Annotated in this window: 18 protein-coding genes and 1 pseudogene; 8 read left to right on the top strand and 11 right to left on the bottom strand. The window is 51.8% G+C overall.

The features are described 5' to 3' along the window. Nucleotides 1-45 precede the first annotated feature (45 nt). The 3 genes from HV334_RS25340 to HV334_RS17605 form a co-directional block, all read right to left on the bottom strand. Complete coding sequence (locus tag HV334_RS25340) at nt 46-417, bottom strand: LuxR C-terminal-related transcriptional regulator (RefSeq protein ID WP_225622975.1); 372 nt, start codon at nt 415-417, stop codon at nt 46-48. 23 nt (nt 418-440) lie between these two features. Then, nucleotides 441-623, bottom strand: coding sequence for a hypothetical protein (locus tag HV334_RS25335; protein WP_249415026.1), 183 nt, complete (start codon nt 621-623; stop codon nt 441-443). 617 nt (nt 624-1240) lie between these two features. Then, nucleotides 1241-2416, bottom strand: coding sequence for a DnaJ family molecular chaperone (locus HV334_RS17605; RefSeq protein WP_016152164.1), 1176 nt, complete (start codon nt 2414-2416; stop codon nt 1241-1243). A gap of 246 nt (nt 2417-2662) precedes the next feature. On the opposite strand from HV334_RS17605, the gene pheP reads away from it, so the two are divergent. The 5 genes from pheP to HV334_RS17580 all read left to right on the top strand — a co-directional run bounded on the left by pheP (nt 2663) and on the right by HV334_RS17580 (nt 8714). Continuing rightward, a complete protein-coding gene (gene pheP, locus HV334_RS17600) occupies nt 2663-4057 on the top strand; it encodes a phenylalanine transporter (RefSeq protein ID WP_047415083.1) in 1395 nt (464 codons plus the stop codon). A gap of 165 nt (nt 4058-4222) precedes the next feature. Then, the gene (locus tag HV334_RS17595) at nt 4223-5464 is read left to right on the top strand and encodes an MFS transporter (protein ID WP_181220699.1); all 1242 of its coding nucleotides are present in this window, start codon (nt 4223-4225) and stop codon (nt 5462-5464) included. A gap of 15 nt (nt 5465-5479) precedes the next feature. Next, on the top strand, nt 5480-6508 hold the full coding sequence (locus tag HV334_RS17590) for a sugar phosphate isomerase/epimerase family protein (protein ID WP_047358057.1): 1029 nt from the start codon (nt 5480-5482) through the stop codon (nt 6506-6508). Beyond that, nucleotides 6505-7656, top strand: a complete 1152-nt coding sequence (locus HV334_RS17585; protein ID WP_137379416.1) for a Gfo/Idh/MocA family oxidoreductase — start codon at nt 6505-6507, stop codon at nt 7654-7656. The genes HV334_RS17590 and HV334_RS17585 overlap by 4 nt, the downstream gene beginning before the upstream one ends. 77 nt (nt 7657-7733) lie before the next feature. Continuing rightward, on the top strand, nt 7734-8714 hold the full coding sequence (locus HV334_RS17580) for a LacI family DNA-binding transcriptional regulator (RefSeq protein WP_016152169.1): 981 nt from the start codon (nt 7734-7736) through the stop codon (nt 8712-8714). A 3-nt stretch (nt 8715-8717) separates the two neighbouring features. Here HV334_RS17580 and HV334_RS17575 read toward each other — a convergent pair whose 3' ends face one another. The 4 genes from HV334_RS17575 to HV334_RS17560 form a co-directional block, all read right to left on the bottom strand. Continuing rightward, entirely contained in the window at nt 8718-9962 is a 1245-nt protein-coding gene (locus HV334_RS17575) for a mechanosensitive ion channel family protein (protein WP_016152170.1), read from the bottom strand. Between the two features lie 64 nt (nt 9963-10026). Continuing rightward, nucleotides 10027-10680: an oxygen-insensitive NAD(P)H nitroreductase gene (nfsB, locus tag HV334_RS17570; RefSeq protein WP_016152171.1), complete on the bottom strand. Its 654-nt coding sequence runs from the start codon at nt 10678-10680 to the stop codon at nt 10027-10029. A 119-nt stretch (nt 10681-10799) separates the two neighbouring features. Beyond that, nucleotides 10800-11168: an MmcQ/YjbR family DNA-binding protein gene (locus HV334_RS17565; RefSeq protein WP_016152172.1), complete on the bottom strand. Its 369-nt coding sequence runs from the start codon at nt 11166-11168 to the stop codon at nt 10800-10802. After that, on the bottom strand, nt 11168-11749 hold the full coding sequence (locus HV334_RS17560) for a TetR/AcrR family transcriptional regulator (protein ID WP_016152173.1): 582 nt from the start codon (nt 11747-11749) through the stop codon (nt 11168-11170). The genes HV334_RS17565 and HV334_RS17560 overlap by 1 nt, the downstream gene beginning before the upstream one ends. 189 nt (nt 11750-11938) lie before the next feature. Here HV334_RS17560 and HV334_RS17555 point away from each other — a divergent pair, with 189 nt between their 5' ends. After that, nucleotides 11939-13051, top strand: a complete 1113-nt coding sequence (locus tag HV334_RS17555; RefSeq protein WP_016152174.1) for an MBL fold metallo-hydrolase — start codon at nt 11939-11941, stop codon at nt 13049-13051. A gap of 17 nt (nt 13052-13068) precedes the next feature. Then, nucleotides 13069-13410 carry a RamA family antibiotic efflux transcriptional regulator gene (locus HV334_RS17550; protein ID WP_003021996.1) on the top strand — a complete coding sequence of 114 codons (342 nt, stop codon included), beginning with the start codon at nt 13069-13071 and terminating at the stop codon, nt 13408-13410. A gap of 21 nt (nt 13411-13431) precedes the next feature. Here HV334_RS17550 and HV334_RS17545 read toward each other — a convergent pair whose 3' ends face one another. Next, the gene (locus tag HV334_RS17545; protein WP_016152175.1) at nt 13432-13680 is read right to left on the bottom strand and encodes a DUF1158 domain-containing protein; all 249 of its coding nucleotides are present in this window, start codon (nt 13678-13680) and stop codon (nt 13432-13434) included. Between the two features lie 66 nt (nt 13681-13746). Next, a pseudogene (locus HV334_RS17540) lies at nt 13747-14478 on the bottom strand (YbdK family carboxylate-amine ligase); the annotation flags it as partial. 55 nt (nt 14479-14533) lie between these two features. On the opposite strand from HV334_RS17540, the gene HV334_RS17535 reads away from it, so the two are divergent. Then, nucleotides 14534-15231 (top strand): IS1-like element IS1B family transposase gene (locus tag HV334_RS17535; protein ID WP_095033700.1). Its coding sequence is split into 2 segments (ribosomal slippage): nt 14534-14783 and nt 14783-15231, totalling 699 coding nucleotides; the frame shifts between segments, so codons are not numbered across the junction. 127 nt (nt 15232-15358) lie between these two features. On the opposite strand, the gene HV334_RS17530 is transcribed toward HV334_RS17535, so the two are convergent. Continuing rightward, complete coding sequence (locus HV334_RS17530; RefSeq protein ID WP_104652079.1) at nt 15359-16867, bottom strand: FGGY-family carbohydrate kinase; 1509 nt, start codon at nt 16865-16867, stop codon at nt 15359-15361. A 32-nt stretch (nt 16868-16899) separates the two neighbouring features. After that, complete coding sequence (locus HV334_RS17525; protein WP_181220698.1) at nt 16900-18318, bottom strand: L-fucose/L-arabinose isomerase family protein; 1419 nt, start codon at nt 18316-18318, stop codon at nt 16900-16902. Nucleotides 18319-18324 lie beyond the last annotated feature (6 nt).

Here is an 18324-nt window from a genome sequence, read left to right as displayed (position 1 = left end):
AATCTTTTAAATAATAACCGTGATAATTGTCCTTAAATAAGTCAGTTACGGCTGGCTATAGTGAGAAATGGTGTACTTGAGTCGGGAGTTATTTTTCCCGAGTTTTCTGGCAATGTTGCTTTTGTACGCCCCGATGGTTTTTTCACTTTTTTGTGATGCTCCAGCGATTTGAGTCAATGACCAACCCCGGGCAAGCATCATCATTACGTTAAATTCGTTTGCTGTGATTTTGTTGTTTATTTCTTTGATATTACGTGGTTTTTTGTTTTGTGATATGCACGTCACGGCATGCAGTAACCGATCAAGGCTGGCGTCTTGATCGAGGAACAGCATGTTCCTCCCGCAAACGGTTTGAAAAATAGAAAAAGTAGCTTCATCTGCCAAAACAATAATTTTTGTGGCAGGGCGTAAAGCCATGTTGCGGATAATCCTGGCATATTTTAAAAATCTGAGTTGTCAGGATTAATAATGATGCAATCCATTTCATAAGGGATTATGTTGACGGCAGAAAGCGTCTGAGAGGAGTAGTACGCGATATCAATATATAATGATGAACCACGTAGGATTTCTCGCATGCCTAGCCAGGGATAAATTGATTCACCCAAAAAAATAGCCTTAGACATAACGATCTCCTTGAAATTTTGGTGCAGGCGGTCGCCTCTTTTTTTAGGCTAAAAAAGAGTTTCTTGCGACGCATGAAATGTTAATTAAATCTCGTATGACGTTCTTTGGTGTGAACGCATCCTTATTTATTGCAGATTCAACAGATATTTTATGTATTAATTTGAATCATTAACTATTCTTAAAGTAGATATTACACTTTGTTAAAATTTAAGATAAATCGTTTATTTCAGCTCTGAGTAAATGATTGATAGATTTCGCTTATGGATCACGCGAATAATGTTTCAGCCATTTCTATAAAGACAGGGTATTCCTATTTGTTCTGGAGGGGATTTATATGAAAAAACTTATATTTCAAACAGATAACCATTCTTCTTAATGGGACTATTGGCAGGTAGGAGAATTCTTAATCAAGGCCAGGATAAAGAGAGAGGGAAAGCGGTGGGAGAGAGAAATATTGTCTTATTTGCAGTTATCGACCTAAAACTCGATTATTTAAGTTGATAACTCTGACTTATCTTAATAACTAAGCATTTTGTGCTATTTTTATCATTTGGCGCTTAATCTTCAAATCTCGCTTGAAGATGTTATATTTTCTGCTTGCTATCGCTGATAGCGCTTAGCCCGCCAACAGCTCCTGCTCAACCTGTTGCACCTGTTGTTCCAGCGTATTGCGGATTTCCGTAAGCGCCCGTTGTTGATCGGAGAAGTAAGCCTCTTTATCCGTCACGGAGGTGGCAAGGCGCCAGGCGTTCTCAGCTTCCAGTTCGGTAATCTCTTTGAGCAGTGCGTTAATTTGTTCTCTGAGCTGCTGTATTTTGCTGCGTAAATGCTGCAGATCGTTCAATCGGTCACTCGCCATCATCGGTTCGAGGCCGCTTTGCAATTGAGTCAGTAGCGCCCGAACGGCAGCAAGGTCGGCATTCTGGCGCGCCTGGTTAAGCTGCACCATCATCTGATGCGCTTTCTCTTTCAGATCGTCCGCCACCACGTCCGGATGACAAAGACGGCTGGCCTGACGCCACAGGCGTTTTAACTCATTACGCTCTTCAGAAGAAAGTCGTTGGTCACGGCTAAAACGATGTTGCGCATCCTGCTGTTGCTCCTGATATTCATCATATTCATGGCTGGCTTCTTCCTGTGCCTGACGGGCTGCGCTGTCGTCCTGGCGAGAAAAGTCGTTTTCCAGCTCACGAATCTCCGCCAGCAGGGCGGTAATAAGTTCCGTTTGTTGCTGAATTCGTTGACGTGTTTCCACCGATTCGCGCGAATCTGAATTCTGGTTCATCCAGAGCTGCTTAAGCCTGGCCAGTTGATCAACGGCCTGGGAAATATAGTGCTGGCAGGATTGATAGTCTTGTTCCCGGCGTTTTCGCTCCGCTTCCTGTTTGCGCTGGGCGCTGGCGGCGAGCTGTTTACGCAACTCGAGGATCCGGCTCATCAGCGGCCCAAGACGAAGATGATACAGATCGTTGAAATCATCGAGGATTTGAATGCGCGTGTTGCGCTTATCGATCAGGTCACGCAGCTGTGTTTCGAGCGCTTTTAGTTCCAGTTTACTGGCGGCAATGGCAGGATCCTGCCACGTCGAGACTGCCCGTTGAGATTGCAGCCAGGCCGTGATTTCACGTAGGGCGTCACTAAAGCGCCGTGCTTCGAGCGCCTGAACGATGGCGCCAGGCAAGACTGACATAGGCTCATTTTTCAGATGATCTACCTGCTGGAAAATAATCTCCTCATCTTCCAGTTCAATAGCGCTTTTGACGATTTCCAGTCGTTTGATGATCTTATTCATGACAGTCGTTGCCTGGCCTGGCTCAAAAACGAGTGGCTGAAACACAGCGGGTTCACCCGTTTGAAAATGTTAGAAAAACAGTAAAGCGCATTCTGTGGCCTGCGATGCCTTTTCGTCCAGAATAATTCACTGTAATTATGAACAAACGCAATGCCACGGGCACAGCGGGTCCTTATTGCGCCTTGCGACAACCAGGTTGAAATGTTAAAAGAAGCCCCTTCAATAAAAACGACACAGGGGAAGGGCGTGAAAAACGCGTCAACTGCATCTGACACCAGCGTGTCTGATGCCGCGTCAACGAATGAGCCGACGCTTCAGCGGGGGTTGCAAAACCGCCATATTCAATTAATTGCGCTGGGCGGCGCAATTGGTACCGGCCTGTTTTTGGGCATTGGCCCGGCTATTCAGATGGCGGGACCTGCGGTGTTACTGGGTTACGGCGTTGCCGGGATCATCGCTTTTTTGATTATGCGTCAACTGGGCGAAATGGTGGTGGAAGAACCCGTTTCGGGATCGTTTGCCCATTTTGCCTATAAATACTGGGGACCGTTCGCGGGATTTCTGTCCGGCTGGAACTACTGGGTGATGTTTGTGCTGGTTGGCATGGCGGAACTGACCGCGGCTGGGATCTACATGCAGTACTGGCTGCCCGATGTCCCGACCTGGATTTGGGCCGCGGCATTCTTCGTGATCATCAACGCGGTTAACCTGGTCAACGTACGTCTGTATGGCGAAACGGAATTCTGGTTTGCGCTGATTAAAGTGCTGGCCATTATCGGCATGATTGGTTTTGGCGTGTGGATGCTGTTTTCCGGTCACGGCGGGGAACATGCCAGCATTGATAACCTGTGGCGTTACAACGGCTTTTTTGCCACCGGCTGGAACGGGTTGATCCTGTCGCTGGCGGTAATTATGTTCTCCTTTGGCGGACTTGAGCTTATCGGGATTACTGCCGCAGAAGCGCAGGATCCGCAGAAAAGCATTCCAAAGGCGGTAAACCAGGTGGTGTACCGTATTCTGCTGTTTTACATCGGTTCTCTGGTGGTGCTGCTGGCGCTGTACCCGTGGGTGGAAGTGAAATCCAACAGCAGCCCGTTTGTGATGATCTTCCATAATCTTGATAGCAACGTGGTGGCTTCTGCGCTGAACTTTGTCATTCTGGTGGCTTCGCTGTCGGTATATAACAGTGGCGTCTACTCTAACAGCCGTATGCTGTTTGGTCTCTCTGTCCAGGGGAACGCGCCGAAGTTCTTAACCCGCGTCAGCCGTCGCGGCGTACCGGTGAATTCACTGATCCTCTCCGGTGCTATTACGTCTCTGGTCGTACTGATCAACTATGTCCTGCCACAAAAGGCCTTTAGTCTGCTGATGGCGCTGGTTGTGGCGACGCTGTTGTTGAACTGGATTATGATCTGCCTGGCCCATCTGCGATTCCGGGCGGCGATGCGTCGTAAGGGGCGTGAGACGCAGTTCAAAGCGCTGCTGTACCCGGCAGGGAACTATCTGTGTATTGCTTTCCTTGGCATGATTCTGGTGCTGATGTGTACGATGGACGATATGCGCCTGTCAGCTATCCTCCTGCCGGTGTGGATCCTGTTCCTGTTCGTTGCCTTCAAACTGCTGTGTCGTAAGTCCCGCTAAGTTTCTACCGATCCCATCGTCAGGATGGGATCGGATCTTCTCTCAATGTTTATCGTGACCGCTCTCGCAATTTTGCCTTTGCTGGCAGGATCTTTATTTTGTAATCGATTACTTTTCTATTGAATCTATTTTGTAATCGATTACTTTTTAAAGGTGAGGCAAAAAATGGTGTCAACAACCGAAAGTAGTGGAAAACAGAACGTACAGTACCGGCTGCTGGTACCCCGGCTGTCGCTAATGATGTTCTTACAGTTCTTTATCTGGGGAAGTTGGTCCGTCACGCTGGGGCTGGTGATGAGCCAGCACAACATGTCGCTGCTGATTGGCGATGCGTTTTCAGCCGGGCCCATTGCCTCTATTCTGTCGCCGTTCGTCTTAGGGATGCTGGTAGACCGCTTCTTTGCCTCGCAAAAGGTGATGGCGGTGATGCACCTTGCAGGCGCGGCGATCCTCTGGTTTGTTCCGCAGGCATTGGTGGCGCAAAACGGTGCGCTGTTGATTGGTCTGCTGTTTGGCTACACGTTGTGCTACATGCCAACGCTGGCGCTTACCAACAACATTGCTTTTCATAGCCTGTCGGATAAAGACAAAACTTTCCCGGTGGTGCGGGTGTTTGGCACCATTGGCTGGATTGTCGCGGGGATTTTTATCGGCGTAACCGGAATCTCGGATACTACCGGCATCTTTACGCTGGCGGCGGTTATTTCTGTGATTCTGGCGCTCTACAGCCTGACGTTGCCCAACACGCCCGCACCGGCGAAAGGACTGCCGGTAAAAGTGCGCGATCTGTTTTGTGCGGATGCTTTCGCCTTACTCAAGGTTCGTCACTTTTTTGTCTTCTCGCTCTGCGCGACGCTTATTTCTGTACCGTTGGGAACCTATTACGCATATACCGCGTCGTTTCTTGCTGATGCGGGCGTTGGCGATGTCAGTACGGCGATGTCGTTTGGTCAGATGTCTGAAATTTTCTTCATGCTGGTGATCCCATTCCTGTTCAGGCGTCTGGGCGTGAAATACATGTTGTTAATCGGGATGTGCGCCTGGTTTGTGCGCTACGCATTCTTTGCCCTCGGCATCAGCGAAGAGGGCCGATTCCTGCTGTATCTCGGCATTCTGCTGCACGGCGTGTGCTACGACTTCTTCTTCGTGGTCGGCTTTATTTACACCGATCGTATCGCCGGGGAGAAAGTAAAAGGTCAGGCGCAAAGCATGATCGTTATGTTTACCTATGGGATCGGTATGCTGCTTGGTTCGCAAATTTCAGGCGCACTTTACAACCGTCTGGTGGCGGGGCAAACGGTGCCTCAGGCGTGGACCTCATTCTGGTGGATCCCGGCAGTGGCTGCCGCAGTGATTGCCGTGATTTTCCTTTTCTCTTTCAAGTATGACGACAAAGAGCAGGCGTAATTTTCAGGAGGGGTTATGAAAACCATCAAGGGGCCTGGCATTTTTCTGGCGCAATTTATCGGGGATCGTCCCCCATTTAACACCCTGGAAGGCGTGGCAAAGTGGGCGGCGGAGCTGGGCTATAAGGCATTACAAATCCCGTGTAATCACAAGTCTTTGTTTGATGTCGAACAAGCAGCCAGAAGTCAGGCCTATTGTGATGATATTCGTGGGATGCTGGCCGGGCATGGGCTGGTGATTAGCGAACTATCTACCCATCTTGAAGGCCAACTGGTTGCCGTCCATCCGGCTTACGATGACGCTTTTGACGGTTTTGCTCCGCCATCTGTACGCGCTAATCCGCAGGCCAGGCAGGCGTGGGCCATCGAAACCCTCCACCAGGCCGCTGCGGCTTCGCAAAGGCTGGGGCTGACGGCGCATGCTACGTTTTCAGGTTCGCTCGCCTGGCCCTTCTTTTATCCGTGGCCACCGCATAACCGTCAGCGCTTCGAAGAGGCTTTTCTGGAGCTGGCGCGCCGCTGGAGACCCATTCTCGATCGCTTTGATCATCATGGGGTGGATGTTTGCTTTGAGATCCATCCCGGTGAAGATCTGCACGATGGCGTAACGTTCGAGCGCTTTCTGGCGCTGGTTAATCATCATCCTCGCTGCAACATTCTCTATGACCCGAGCCATCTGTTATTGCAGCAGATGGATTACCTTGGGTTTATCGATGTTTACCACTCGCGCATTAAAGCGTTTCACGTCAAGGACGCTGAGTACCACGCCAGTAGCCGCAGTGGTGTCTATGGCGGTTATCAGCCGTGGCTCGATCGCGCTGGGCGTTTCCGTTCCCTGGGGGACGGTCAGGTCGATTTCAAAACCATCTTCAGCAAGCTCACACAATATGATTTCCCTGGCTGGGCGGTACTGGAATGGGAGTGTTGCCTGAAAGACGCGCAAACCGGGGCGCGTGAGGGGAGCGATTTTATACGCCGCCACATTATTCCGGTTTCTTCACGCGCATTTGATGATTTCGCCGCTGGCGATGAGGTACGCAAATGATACAGGTTGGCATTATTGGCAGCGGTTTTATTGGGCCTGCACATATCGAGGCGTTGCGTCGACTCGGCGGTGTGAACGTGGTGGCGCTCTGCGATAGCTCGCTGGCGGTTGCCCAGGAACGTGCAGATGCTCTTCATATTCCTCACGCGTACGGCAGCGTTGAGGCGCTGCTGGCGCATCCCGGGCTGCAGGTGGTGCATAACTGTACGCCGAATCATCTGCATGCCGACATCAATCGGCAGATTTTACGCGCGGGTCTGCACGTGTTTTCAGAAAAGCCGCTGTGTATGACGCCTGATGAGGCTCGTGAACTGGAAACGCTGGCGGAGCAGGTAGGAGTGGTGCATGGCGTGAGCTTTGTCTATCGTCAGTTTGCGATGGTACAACAGGCTGCCAGCATGGTCAGGCGCGGTAGCGTGGGGCGTCTGTTTGCCGTCCAGGGGAGCTATTTGCAGGACTGGATGCTGCTGGAAACTGACTACAACTGGCGGGTCGATGCCAAACAGGGCGGCAACTCACGGGCGGTAGCGGATATCGGTTCCCACTGGTGTGACACGGTGCAATTCGTCACTGGAAAACGTATTGTCGAGGTGATGGCCGATCTGGCTATCGTCTGGCCGGTACGAAAAGCCAGCATCGCCAGTAACGCTACGTTTGGCCAGCAAACGGCTGACCTGCAATTTGAGGATAAAGCGGTGACGACGGAAGATTGTGGATCGGTGCTGGTACGTTTTGACGATGGTAGCAAAGGCTGCTTTAGCGTTTCACAGGTGAGTGCCGGGCGCAAGAATCACCTGAGCTTTGAAATTAACGGTAGCCAGAGTTCACTGCACTGGGATCAGGAAACGCCGCAACAGCTTTGGATCGGGCACCGTCAGCAGGCGAACCAGATCCTGACCGATGACCCAGGATTGATGAATGCGGATGTCGCTGCCAGCGCGCACTTTCCGGGTGGGCATATTGAGGGCTGGCCGGATGCGTTCAAGAATATGATGCAGCAGTTCTATCAGGCGGTGCAGGCAGGCAAAATGCCCGCGACGGCGGAGCGTCGATTTGCGTCATTTTCTGATGGTGCGGATGTGATGTATATCATTGATGCGATTATAAAAAGCCATCAGCAGCAGCGCTGGGTATCAGTGCAGCGCTAAACACGCACCCGGTTCGCCGGGCAGTGATTTTATGGTAGCCTCAACGTAAAGCCTAAACCGCAGGACTTGTCGTCGTTATGTCTATTCAAAAAATCGCCCAGCTTGCCGGTGTGTCGGTGGCGACGGTATCGCGTGTGCTGAATCACAGTGATACCGTCAAAGCCAAAAATCGCGAGCGCGTGCTACAGGCTATTAAAGAAAGCAATTATCAGCCCAACCTGCTGGCTCGTCAGCTGCGTACGGCACGCAGTTCGATGATTCTGGTGATGGTTTCCAACATTGCCAACCCTTTTTGTGCAGAGGTTGTTAAAGGCATTGAAGAAGAGGCTGAAAAGAATGGCTATCGCATTTTGCTGTGTAATTCCGGCTCGGATACCGCTCGCTCAAAATCGGCGCTAAAGCTGCTGTCTGGGAAAATCGTTGATGGCATTATCACCATGGATGCATTCTCAAAATTACCGGAACTGACCACGCTGATTGGCGACGCTCCCTGGGTTCAGTGCGCGGAATATGCTGATAAAGGCGCGGTTTCCTGCGTAGGGATTAACGATGTTGACGCTGCGCAGTCGGTAATATCTCACCTGGTGGAAAAGGGCTATCGACGCATTGCGCTAATCAATCATGATCTGAGTTATAAATACGCCCGGTTGCGCGAACGTGGCTATAAAGCGGCGCTGCATGCGCTGTCGCTTGAGTATCAGGCCGTAGAATACGCCAGCGAATTAAGCTCCAGCGCAGGAATTGCGGCGATGAAAACATTGCTTGCCGCAGAGGTGAAACCCGACGCGGTGTTTGCCGTATCGGACACGCTGGCCGCTGGCGCGATGCGTGCTATTCTCAATGCCGGATTACAGATCCCGCAGGATATCGCCGTCGTGGGATTCGACGGTACGGAACTGGCAGAAATGGTTTCCCCACAGCTTTCGACCATTGAGCAGCCCTCGCGGGATATAGGCCGCAAAGCGGTAGGATTGCTGCTGAATAAAATAGAAAATCCTGACGCGCAGACGGAAAGGGTGATGATGGACTGGCGCTATATTTCACGCGCCAGTACCTGAGCGTTAGCGTTGAAACGCGCCTGACAGCGCGCGAATATCATTTCCGGTGGGCGACTGATGAATGCGCAAGCCAAATTCTTCGATCACGGCGAATATATGGTCGAAAATATCAGCCTGAATACTTTCATATTCCAGCCAGACCACCGTATTGGTAAAGGCATAAATTTCGATCGGTAAGCCGTGATCGTCTGGCGCAAGCTGGCGCACCATTAACGTCATATCTTTGCGAATCCGCGGATGATGACGCAAATATTCGTTCAGATAGGCGCGGAAGGTGCCAATATTCGTCATCCGACGGTGGTTTAATACCGATTCAGGCGCATCTAACTGCTGATTCCACTCGTCAATTTCCTGATGGCGCGTGGTCAAATACGGTTTCAGCAGGTGCGCTTTATGCAGCCGCTGACGCTCATCCTCATCAAGAAAATGAATGCTGGTAGCATCAATGCTGATGCTGCGTTTAATGCGTCGCCCACCGGAAGCCGACATCCCACTCCAGTTTTTAAAAGAGTCCGATACCAGTGACCAGGTTGGGATAGTGGTGATGGTGTTATCCCAGTTGCGCACTTTTACGGTGGTTAAGCCAATATCAATCACCGCGCCATCTGCGCCGTATTTTGGCATTTCCAGCCAGTCACCCAACTTCAACATATCGTTGGCTGAAAGCTGTATTCCGGCCACCAGCCCGAGGATCGGATCTTTAAACACCAGCATTAACACGGCGGCCATGGCACCCAGACCACTTATCAATATTGCCGGTGACTGACCAATCAGCAGGGAAATCATCAATATTCCGACGACAATAGCGCTGATGAGCTTGATGCCCTGAAATATGCCTTTTAGCGGCAATTGCGATGCGGCAGGGAATTTTTGCGACAGATTGAGAATGACGTCCAGCAGGGAAAACAAGGACAACAGGGCGTACATCATGATCCACAGCTGTGCGCAGGTTACTAATATTTCTGCTGCTTCACTGCCTTTCTGTAACCAGAGTGCGGCCTGTATATTGACAATGATACCCTGCAGGGTGAATGCCAGCCGGTGAAATAACTTGTTCTGCGTGATGATTTGTAGCCACAGGCGGGAGCTGGCGTTGGCGCGCTTTTCAAATGCGCGTAATACCACCCAGTGCAAAATAACGTGAACAATAATGGCGGTGATAAAAATAATGCCAAAAATCATCACCAGTGAGGTGGTGTGATTTATTTCAATGCCGAGTTCTTCTACCTGAGATATCAATTCCTGCATAACGTCTCCTTAATAAACAGCGGTCTATGATGACCGCTGTGTAGAGCTTATGCAAATGCGGGGATTAAACTTCCGTCAGTGTTGTTTCCAGCGGCAGACGAGATTTTGGCAGCGCGGCGTTGAAATCTTCTACGCTGTGATGACCCACCGGGACCACAACTACGCTGGTGAATCCTTTTTCTTTCAGGCCAAATTCTGCATCCATCACCGCCGCATCGAAGCCTTCGATCGGCACCGCATCAAGACCCATCGCCGCCACGCCCAGCAGGAAGTTACCGACGTTCAGATACACCTGTTTTGCCATCCAGTGGTTGTCATCTTTCAGCTCTTTGCGATGCATGTCGGCAAAGAAGGTACGGCCTTTGTGGTTTGCGGCTTTGGCTTCAGGGGTGGCGAAACGGCCATCGCGCTCTTCTTGATCCACCACGCGCTCCAGCCAGGCATCGTCCATCGCCGTTTTGGCGCAGAACACCACGACGTGGGAAGCATCCAACATTTTACGTTCGTTGAATACAAAGCCGCCGGCTGCGGATTTCGCTACGCGCGCTTTACCTTCGTCAGTGCTGGCAACGATAAAGTGCCACGGCTGAGAGTTGGTGCTGGACGGACTAAACTGCAGCAGCGTTTTTAATTTTTCGGCTTGCTCAGCGGTCAGTTTTTTATTCGGATCGAATGCCTTAGTGGAGTAACGTTTTAAGGCGACAGAAACAATATCCATAACTACTCCTGGTGATTTTTCATACCCTGCGGGTGCGTTTTGTTTCAGCAGGGTACAGGGTTAGCAAGAAAAAGATAAGACAGGAAAATGCAAAAACACTTATCGGAGTTAACGATAAATCAACCTGGACGCAGGCGTTTTTGATCCCGCTTCGCCAGGCCGTCTACGACGCGATGCCATGAATCATTTACCAACTCCGTCAGTAATGACTCGGTAATGTCGTCGCCTGGGTAGACCGATATCCAGTGCTTTTTATTCATGTGATAGCCGGGTTCAATGCTGGGGTAGATCTGCTGGTTTAACAGTGACTTTTGCGGATCGGCTTTCAGGTTAACCAGCGGGCGTCCGCGAAGCTCTGAGACCAGCATAAAAATTTTGCCGCCGACTTTGAAGACATCGTATTCCGGGCCGAATGGCCAGCAGTGCTCGGTAAAAGGCAGTTCAAGCGCAAGGCGCTTTGCACAGGCATGTAAGGTCTGGCCGTCCATTATTTTTCCTCACGGGTGAGTGCGCGCCACATCGCCTCAAATCCCATCGAAATATATTCTTTTGCGCGAGCCGCGTCGCGGGCGGCGAACTCCATGGTGGTCTCTGCCAGAGAAAGAAACAGCGCGTCGCCAAAGGCGCGATACTCGTCAGACATAAACTCAGGTCGTACGGAGCGATGACAAAGATCGCGCAGTTCCGGGAACATATCGTCAGCCTGCTGTTCCGTTTCTTTGCTGATTTTCTCGCTGACGGCCAACTGGCGAATCGTGCGATGCCCGCAGGTATGGTTCAGGCCCCAGCTAATGTAGCTGTTCCAGATGTAGTGAGTCATGGTTTTGGCATCGGTCACCGATCGATCCAGATTTGCCATCATCGACTGACAAAGGTCTTGCTTCAAAAAGAGGTAAAGCTCGTTGATCAAATCATCTTTGGTCGCGAAATAGCGAAACAACGTCCCCTCCGCAACCCCTGCATTGCGGGCTATCACGGCGGTAGATGCCGCAATGCCTGATTGTGCAAATGCTGTGGTTGCAGCTTCCAGTAATGCCAGTTTTTTGTCTTCACTCTTCGGACGAGCCACTACACTTTACCCTTAAGTCTGTAAAAAACATGATTGAATCACGGCCTTTGCAGCACCGCAACGGCGAATGTCAAAGATTGAAAATCATCTTGACGGCGAACTTTCGATTTCTATAATGAGTGCTTACTCACTCATAATCAAGAGTCAGTCGCGCAAACCAGCGGAAAGGGGCGCGTTTAAGGTCAGGATATGAAGCGTCTCACAGTTTGTGTGGTTGTTATTATGCTTATTGCCGCAGCTGCAAGTTTACCGTTTGTACTCAATGCCGGGTTTGGTCAGGCCCCGCAAGGGGCACAACTGAGTTTGGTTGAACAGTCACCTCACTATCGTGATGGACAGTTTCATAACCAGGTGCCGACACCGGGCTATACCGGCAACAAAGGTATGCTGGCGGCCTGGTGGGAGTTTCTGGTCGCTAAGCGTGATAATGCGCGCCCGGCGCAGCCGTTACCGCTGGTGGCAACCGATCTCGCCGGACTTTCGCCACAGCAGGATACTCTGGTCTGGCTGGGCCACTCCTCATGGTATTTGCAGCTGGCGGGTCAACGTATCCTGATTGATCCGGTATTTAGCAATTATGCCGCACCGTTTTCATTCCTGAACAAAGCCTTTGCCGGGGATTATCCGTGGACTGCACAGACGATGCCGGAGATCGATCTGCTCATTATCTCGCACGATCACTATGACCATCTGGATCTCGCCACTATCAAGGCGTTAATGCCGAAAATTAAGCGAGTGATTACGCCGCTCGGCGTAGGGTCGCATCTGCGTTACTGGGGGATGCGCAGCGAGATAATCGAAGAGCGGGACTGGAATCAGTCCGTCAGAGTGACGGATTCGCTGATCGTTCATGTGCTGCCTGCTCGTCATTTTTCGGGGCGCGGTATCAAGCGCAACCAGACGCTATGGGCGAGCTTCATGTTCGAAACGCCGGAGCAGAACGTTTATTACAGCGGGGATTCCGGCTATGGACCGCATTTTAAAGCCATCGGTGAGCAGTTTGGCTCGGTTGATTTGGCGATTATGGAGAACGGTCAATATGACCAGGACTGGAAGTTTATTCACATGATGCCAGAAGAGACGGCGCAGGCCGCGGCCGATCTGCATGCGAAAGCCGTGTTGCCAGGGCATGCCGGCCGTTTCGTTCTGGCGAAACATACCTGGGATGATCCTTACAAACGACTGGCGCTTGCCAGCCGTCGTCAGGATTACCGACTACTGACGCCAATGCTGGGTGAACCGGTTATACTGTCCGAACCGGACCAACCGTTTACGGCCTGGTGGCAACAGGCGACTCAATGAATACAGGGGAGAGCATGATGACGATTTCTGCTCAGGTCATTGATACGATTGTTGAATGGATTGATGATAATTTGAATCAGCCATTGCGCATTGATGATATTGCACGCCATGCGGGATATTCCAAATGGCACCTGCAGCGTCTTTTTATGCAGTACAAAGGCGAAAGCCTCGGGCGCTACATCCGCGAGCGTAAGCTGCTATTGGCGGCGCGCGATCTACGCGATACCGACCAGAAAGTGTATGACATCTGTTTGAAATACGGATTCGATTCGCAGCAGACCTTTACGCGAATTTTCACCCGTACGTTCAGCCAGCCGCCGGGCGCGTATCGCAAAGAAAATCATAGCCGAACGCATTAACGGCAAAGGGTTCTCGCGGGTCTAATCCGCCAGCGAGAACCAGCGCCGCCAGATAAAACGCAGTACAAAATATTCAATCACCCCCAGCAGTAAAAACCACAGACAAAACAGCAAAGTATAAAATTGGTTGAGATCCATCAGATGAAAGGTGGCGACGAGTTTTTGCGCCAGCACAATGCCCAGTGAGGGGGCGGGCAGCAGCAGACAAGACAAAAAAGCCAGCAGCAGGATCCCTGCGGCGGTCATCAGTGATTCAAGCGGGTGTTTCATGGCATTGTTAAACTTGAGTTAAAAAGCCATTGTCCGGGATCTCTGTGGGCAACGCAAACGCCACGCTTACAGCCCGGCCCAAATCTCACAATGTTTTTTCACCAGACCACTCAGAGATCCGCCGTCGGCGACGAAATCACGCATGCTCTGCGCTTCATCATGACCATTTTGAACCTGCAGGCGTAAGGATTCGATCGCGCTGGTCGCGCCTACTTTGTCCGCAGAAGCGGCGACATTCTCCAGTAGCCGTAGCGTGTCATCTGACAGGCGGTGCCCATCGCCGGTATTGACGTCGGTGATGATTCCCGCCATGCCAAAGCGGCAGGCCTGAAAACGGTTAAATTTATACAGCAGGTAATCACGCTCCTGGTGCTTGAATGGCCGTTTAGTGAGCAACCAGTGGGCGGTAGCCTGAATAAGTCCCGCCATATTGACTGCGTGTTCAAGGGTTAGCGGAGTGTCCATGACGCGAACCTCTACCGTACCAAAGTGCGGGCTGGGGCGGATATCCCAGTGTAAATCTTTAATGCTATCAATCATGCTGGTGTAAGCCAGTCGACGAAATAACCCCTCAAATTCCTGCCAGTTATTCACCCACGGCATCGGGCCATTATCGGGAAATCCGGAGAAAATATTCAGCCGCGCACAGGCAAACCGCGTGTCGGACGTTTGCATATAAGGTGAGGCGGCAGAGAGCGCAATAAAATGGGGAACAAATCGCGACAGGCCGTGCAGGAGGTAAATAGCATCATCGCCGTTTGCGCAGCCGATATGCACATGTTGGCCGAATACCGTCGCGGTGATGCTGCCAACTTACTGATTTAGTGTATGATGGTGTTTTTGAGGTGCTCCAGTGGCTTCTGTTTCTATCAGCTGTCCCTCCTGTTCAGCTACTGACGGGGTGGTGCGTAACGGCAAAAGCACTGCCGGACATCAGCGCTATCTCTGCTCTCACTGCCGTAAAACATGGCAACTGCAGTTCACTTACACCGCTTCTCAACCCGGTACGCACCAGAAAATCATTGATATGGCCATGAATGGCGTTGGATGCCGGGCAACCGCCCGCATTATGGGCGTTGGCCTCAACACGATTTTCCGCCATTTAAAAAACTCAGGCCGCAGTCGGTAACCTCGCGCATACAGCCGGGCAGTGACGTCATCGTCTGCGCGGAAATGGACGAACAGTGGGGATACGTCGGGGCTAAATCGCGCCAGCGCTGGCTGTTTTACGCGTATGACAGGCTCCGGAAGACGGTTGTTGCGCACGTATTCGGTGAACGCACTATGGCGACGCTGGGGCGTCTTATGAGCCTGCTGTCACCCTTTGACGTGGTGATATGGATGACGGATGGCTGGCCGCTGTATGAATCCCGCCTGAAGGGAAAGCTGCACGTAATCAGCAAGCGATATACGCAGCGAATTGAGCGGCATAACCTGAATCTGAGGCAGCACCTGGCACGGCTGGGACGGAAGTCGCTGTCGTTCTCAAAATCGGTGGAGCTGCATGACAAAGTCATCGGGCATTATCTGAACATAAAACACTATCAATAAGTTGGAGTCATTACCGCAACGCCGATCGCTGGCGGCGTGTCAGCAACAGTAGCTCGCTTTTGAAGAATTAACAGTGCGCCCACAGTCAGTTATGGCTGCGGGCGCATTTATCATTAGCGTTGATTTATTAACGGGTTTGCCAACGGGTGCGTTCGACGGCTCCTTGCCATTCATGCCAGCGTTTTTGCAATCTCCCATGGCGCGCCATGTTTGGCTGGAACGATACGTGATCGGGCAGATAATCTCGCAACTGGCTGGTAGATGCACCCTGCAGCTTCTTGCGTGCCAGCAATCCGGCACCGATAGCGGAAAGTTCAGGGATATCGCTGCGCATCACCGGACAGCCCAATAAATCGGCTTGATACTGCATTAGCCAGTCATTTTTTGTTGGCCCGCCATCAACCATTAACGCGCTGAGTCGAAAACCGTTGTGCTGGCGCATCGCTAAAACAACATCGGCAATCTGATAGGTAATCGACTCCAGGGCAGCACGTACCAGATGTGCGCGTTTCACTCCGCGGCTGAGACCGTGAATCAACCCCCGGGCATCTTCATCCCACCAGGGCGCGCCCAGCCCGGTAAGGGCCGGAACAAAATAGACGCCCAGTGTGGAGTCAACCGTGGCGGGCAGCGTATTGAGCTCATGAAGCAGTTGCTCTTCCGGTAATTCGCTAAGACCTGTGCTATCGGCCATCCATGCGACGGCATCTCCCGTATGCGGAATATTACCTTCCAGTCCGTAGACCAGGGTGTCAGCGTCATGCCAGGCTATGGTCGTTGCCAGCGCGCTCACCTCGGACTGCGCCGAGAATACGGGAGCCATAACGGAAGATCCGGTGCCATAGGTCGCTTTGACGCAGCCTTCCATACCCAGCCCATGGGCAAAAAGCGCAGCATGAGAGTCGCCAATCATCGCCAGAATAGGGATTCCATCAGGTATCCTCTCCAGACCTTTTGTTACGCCAAAATGGTGGCTGGAAGGGCAAACTTCGGGTAACGCCTGCTGCGGAATACCGAATAGAGCCAACATCTCGTTATCCCATTGTCCGCTGTTGAGATTGAGCAACTGCGTGCGTGAAGCGTTGGAGATGTCGCAACGAAATTCCTCGCCGTGCGTTAAGTTCCACAGTAACCAGCTATCGATGGTCCCGAGACATATTTCCCCTTGCTGTGCGAGCGTCATACCGTTGGGAACTGACTCCAGCAGCCAGCGCATTTTAGAGGCGGAAAAGAGTGGGGCAACGGGTAATCCGGTGATGGATTTTATGTACGCCTCGTGCCCCTGTTCACGTAATGCACGGCAAAAATCGGCCGTACGCGAACATTGCCAGGTGATAGCAGGGCCGAGAGGGCGACCGCTGGCACGATACCAGCCTATCGCCGTTTCACGTTGATTGCTGATCGCCAGCGCTGCGACGCGTTGTGCGCCGACGCAGGCAATGGCTTGTGCCACAACATCCAGCGATGCGTCCAGAAGTGCATCACCTGACTGTTCAACCCAGCCTTCACGGGGCGTGTGGATCGCCAGCGCGCGTGAGAACTTCGCGACCACGTTTCCCTGACCATCCAGCGCTACGGCTTTGGCATTGGTGGTGCCTTCATCAAGCGCAATAATAATGTCTTTTTGTGCTGACATTGTTTTCTCCAGCCCTTCGGTTTCCCTGAGTATTAGCGATGGAAAAAGGTATCCACCCCGAGATAGCGGGTGAAAGCTTCATGCAGCACCTCTGCGCTGGCGGAATGGTTCATTGCCACGTGATGCTCAAAGCCATTACGACAAATCCAGGCCAGTAGGTTCTCCAGATGAGGCACCTGGATTACCGCTCGGCAGCCGACAGTGTCCAGCGGATCGTCAACCGATAGCCCTTCGCCGACGTAGGCTTTGATTTCGCCGGTTAAATCGTCGGTACTCAGGCGGAAGTAGGTCAAGGCACCGCTTTTCATACGACCATGAACTGCACCGCAGGTGTTCTCTTTACCGACGGTGGTACCGATGATATCGTCCGTCCCCATCTTCGGGCTGTCCAGACTGGCTGATGCGAAATTACCGCAGTGAAAAAGAACGCATTTATCACGATCGTCGCCGAAATTATTATTCCAGTCGGCAATGGATGCTGGACTTAAGTTGCTGCTGGCGAGGGCATACATTGACAACGCGCCCATCACATCCACTTCGCAGGCACTGGGCATTAACTGCCCGGACATCACGCTCATGATTGAGCACACGTTGATGCCTAAATTTTCCTGCAGCGAGGTCCAGCACTGGATGGCAGTTGTATCAATATCATTAGCGATGACCCATTCGCTGATAACGACAAACAGTTTTGCCATGGTGACCAGTTTGTCTGCTGGAATGGCGCTGGCGTCGGCGTTATCCATCAACAGGCGGCGTTTTTCATCCACCCGGATATCGTCGTCGCGCAGTCGTTTGATGCGGGTAAAGACTTCAGACAGATCCAGTGTTTCGACGGCAATACCCAGTCTTTCGAGCAATTTTTCGCTGTAGCGGACGGTGTTAAACCCAGCTGGACGTGCGCCGATAGCGCCGACGCGAACTCCGCGCATGCTGGCGACCACGCGACAGATTTGTTCGAAACGTTTCAGGTCTTGTGCAAACACCTCGCCTGACAGGTCGCAGACATGCTGGGTGGTTAGCGTAAACGGAATACCGTACTGGCGCATGTTATTGCACAGGGAGATCTTGCCGCAGAAGCTGTCACGGCGAGTGGCAAGCCCCATTTTATCCAGGTTGTCTTCCTGCGCCTGGATCAGAACCGGGACATCTAAACCGGAAAGTCGCAGCGTTTCCGCTATCGCTTTTTCATCGCCAAAGTTCGGCAGTAGTACCACCACACCGTGAATCTTGTCGCGGTGAGCGCGGAAAAGTTCAGCACAAACTTTCGCATCCTGACGGGTTTCAACACCGCCGAGTTCTGTCTGCGTTTCGTTGAGCATAATGGTGTTAATGCCCAGCCGCTCAAAGAGCACGCTGGCTTGTTCGCGGGCTTCAGCAACCAGATAGCTCGGGAAAAATCCCCGATTGCCAATAATCACCGCCATGGTCAACTGATGAGGAATTCGTGACATCGCTTT

It is taken from the genome of Citrobacter sp. RHBSTW-00944, from assembly GCF_013615435.1.
Lineage (GTDB): Bacteria > Pseudomonadota > Gammaproteobacteria > Enterobacterales > Enterobacteriaceae > Citrobacter > Citrobacter braakii.
The sequence above is the reverse complement of the archived record's forward strand: the minus strand, read 5'-3'. Positions and strand labels throughout refer to the sequence as shown.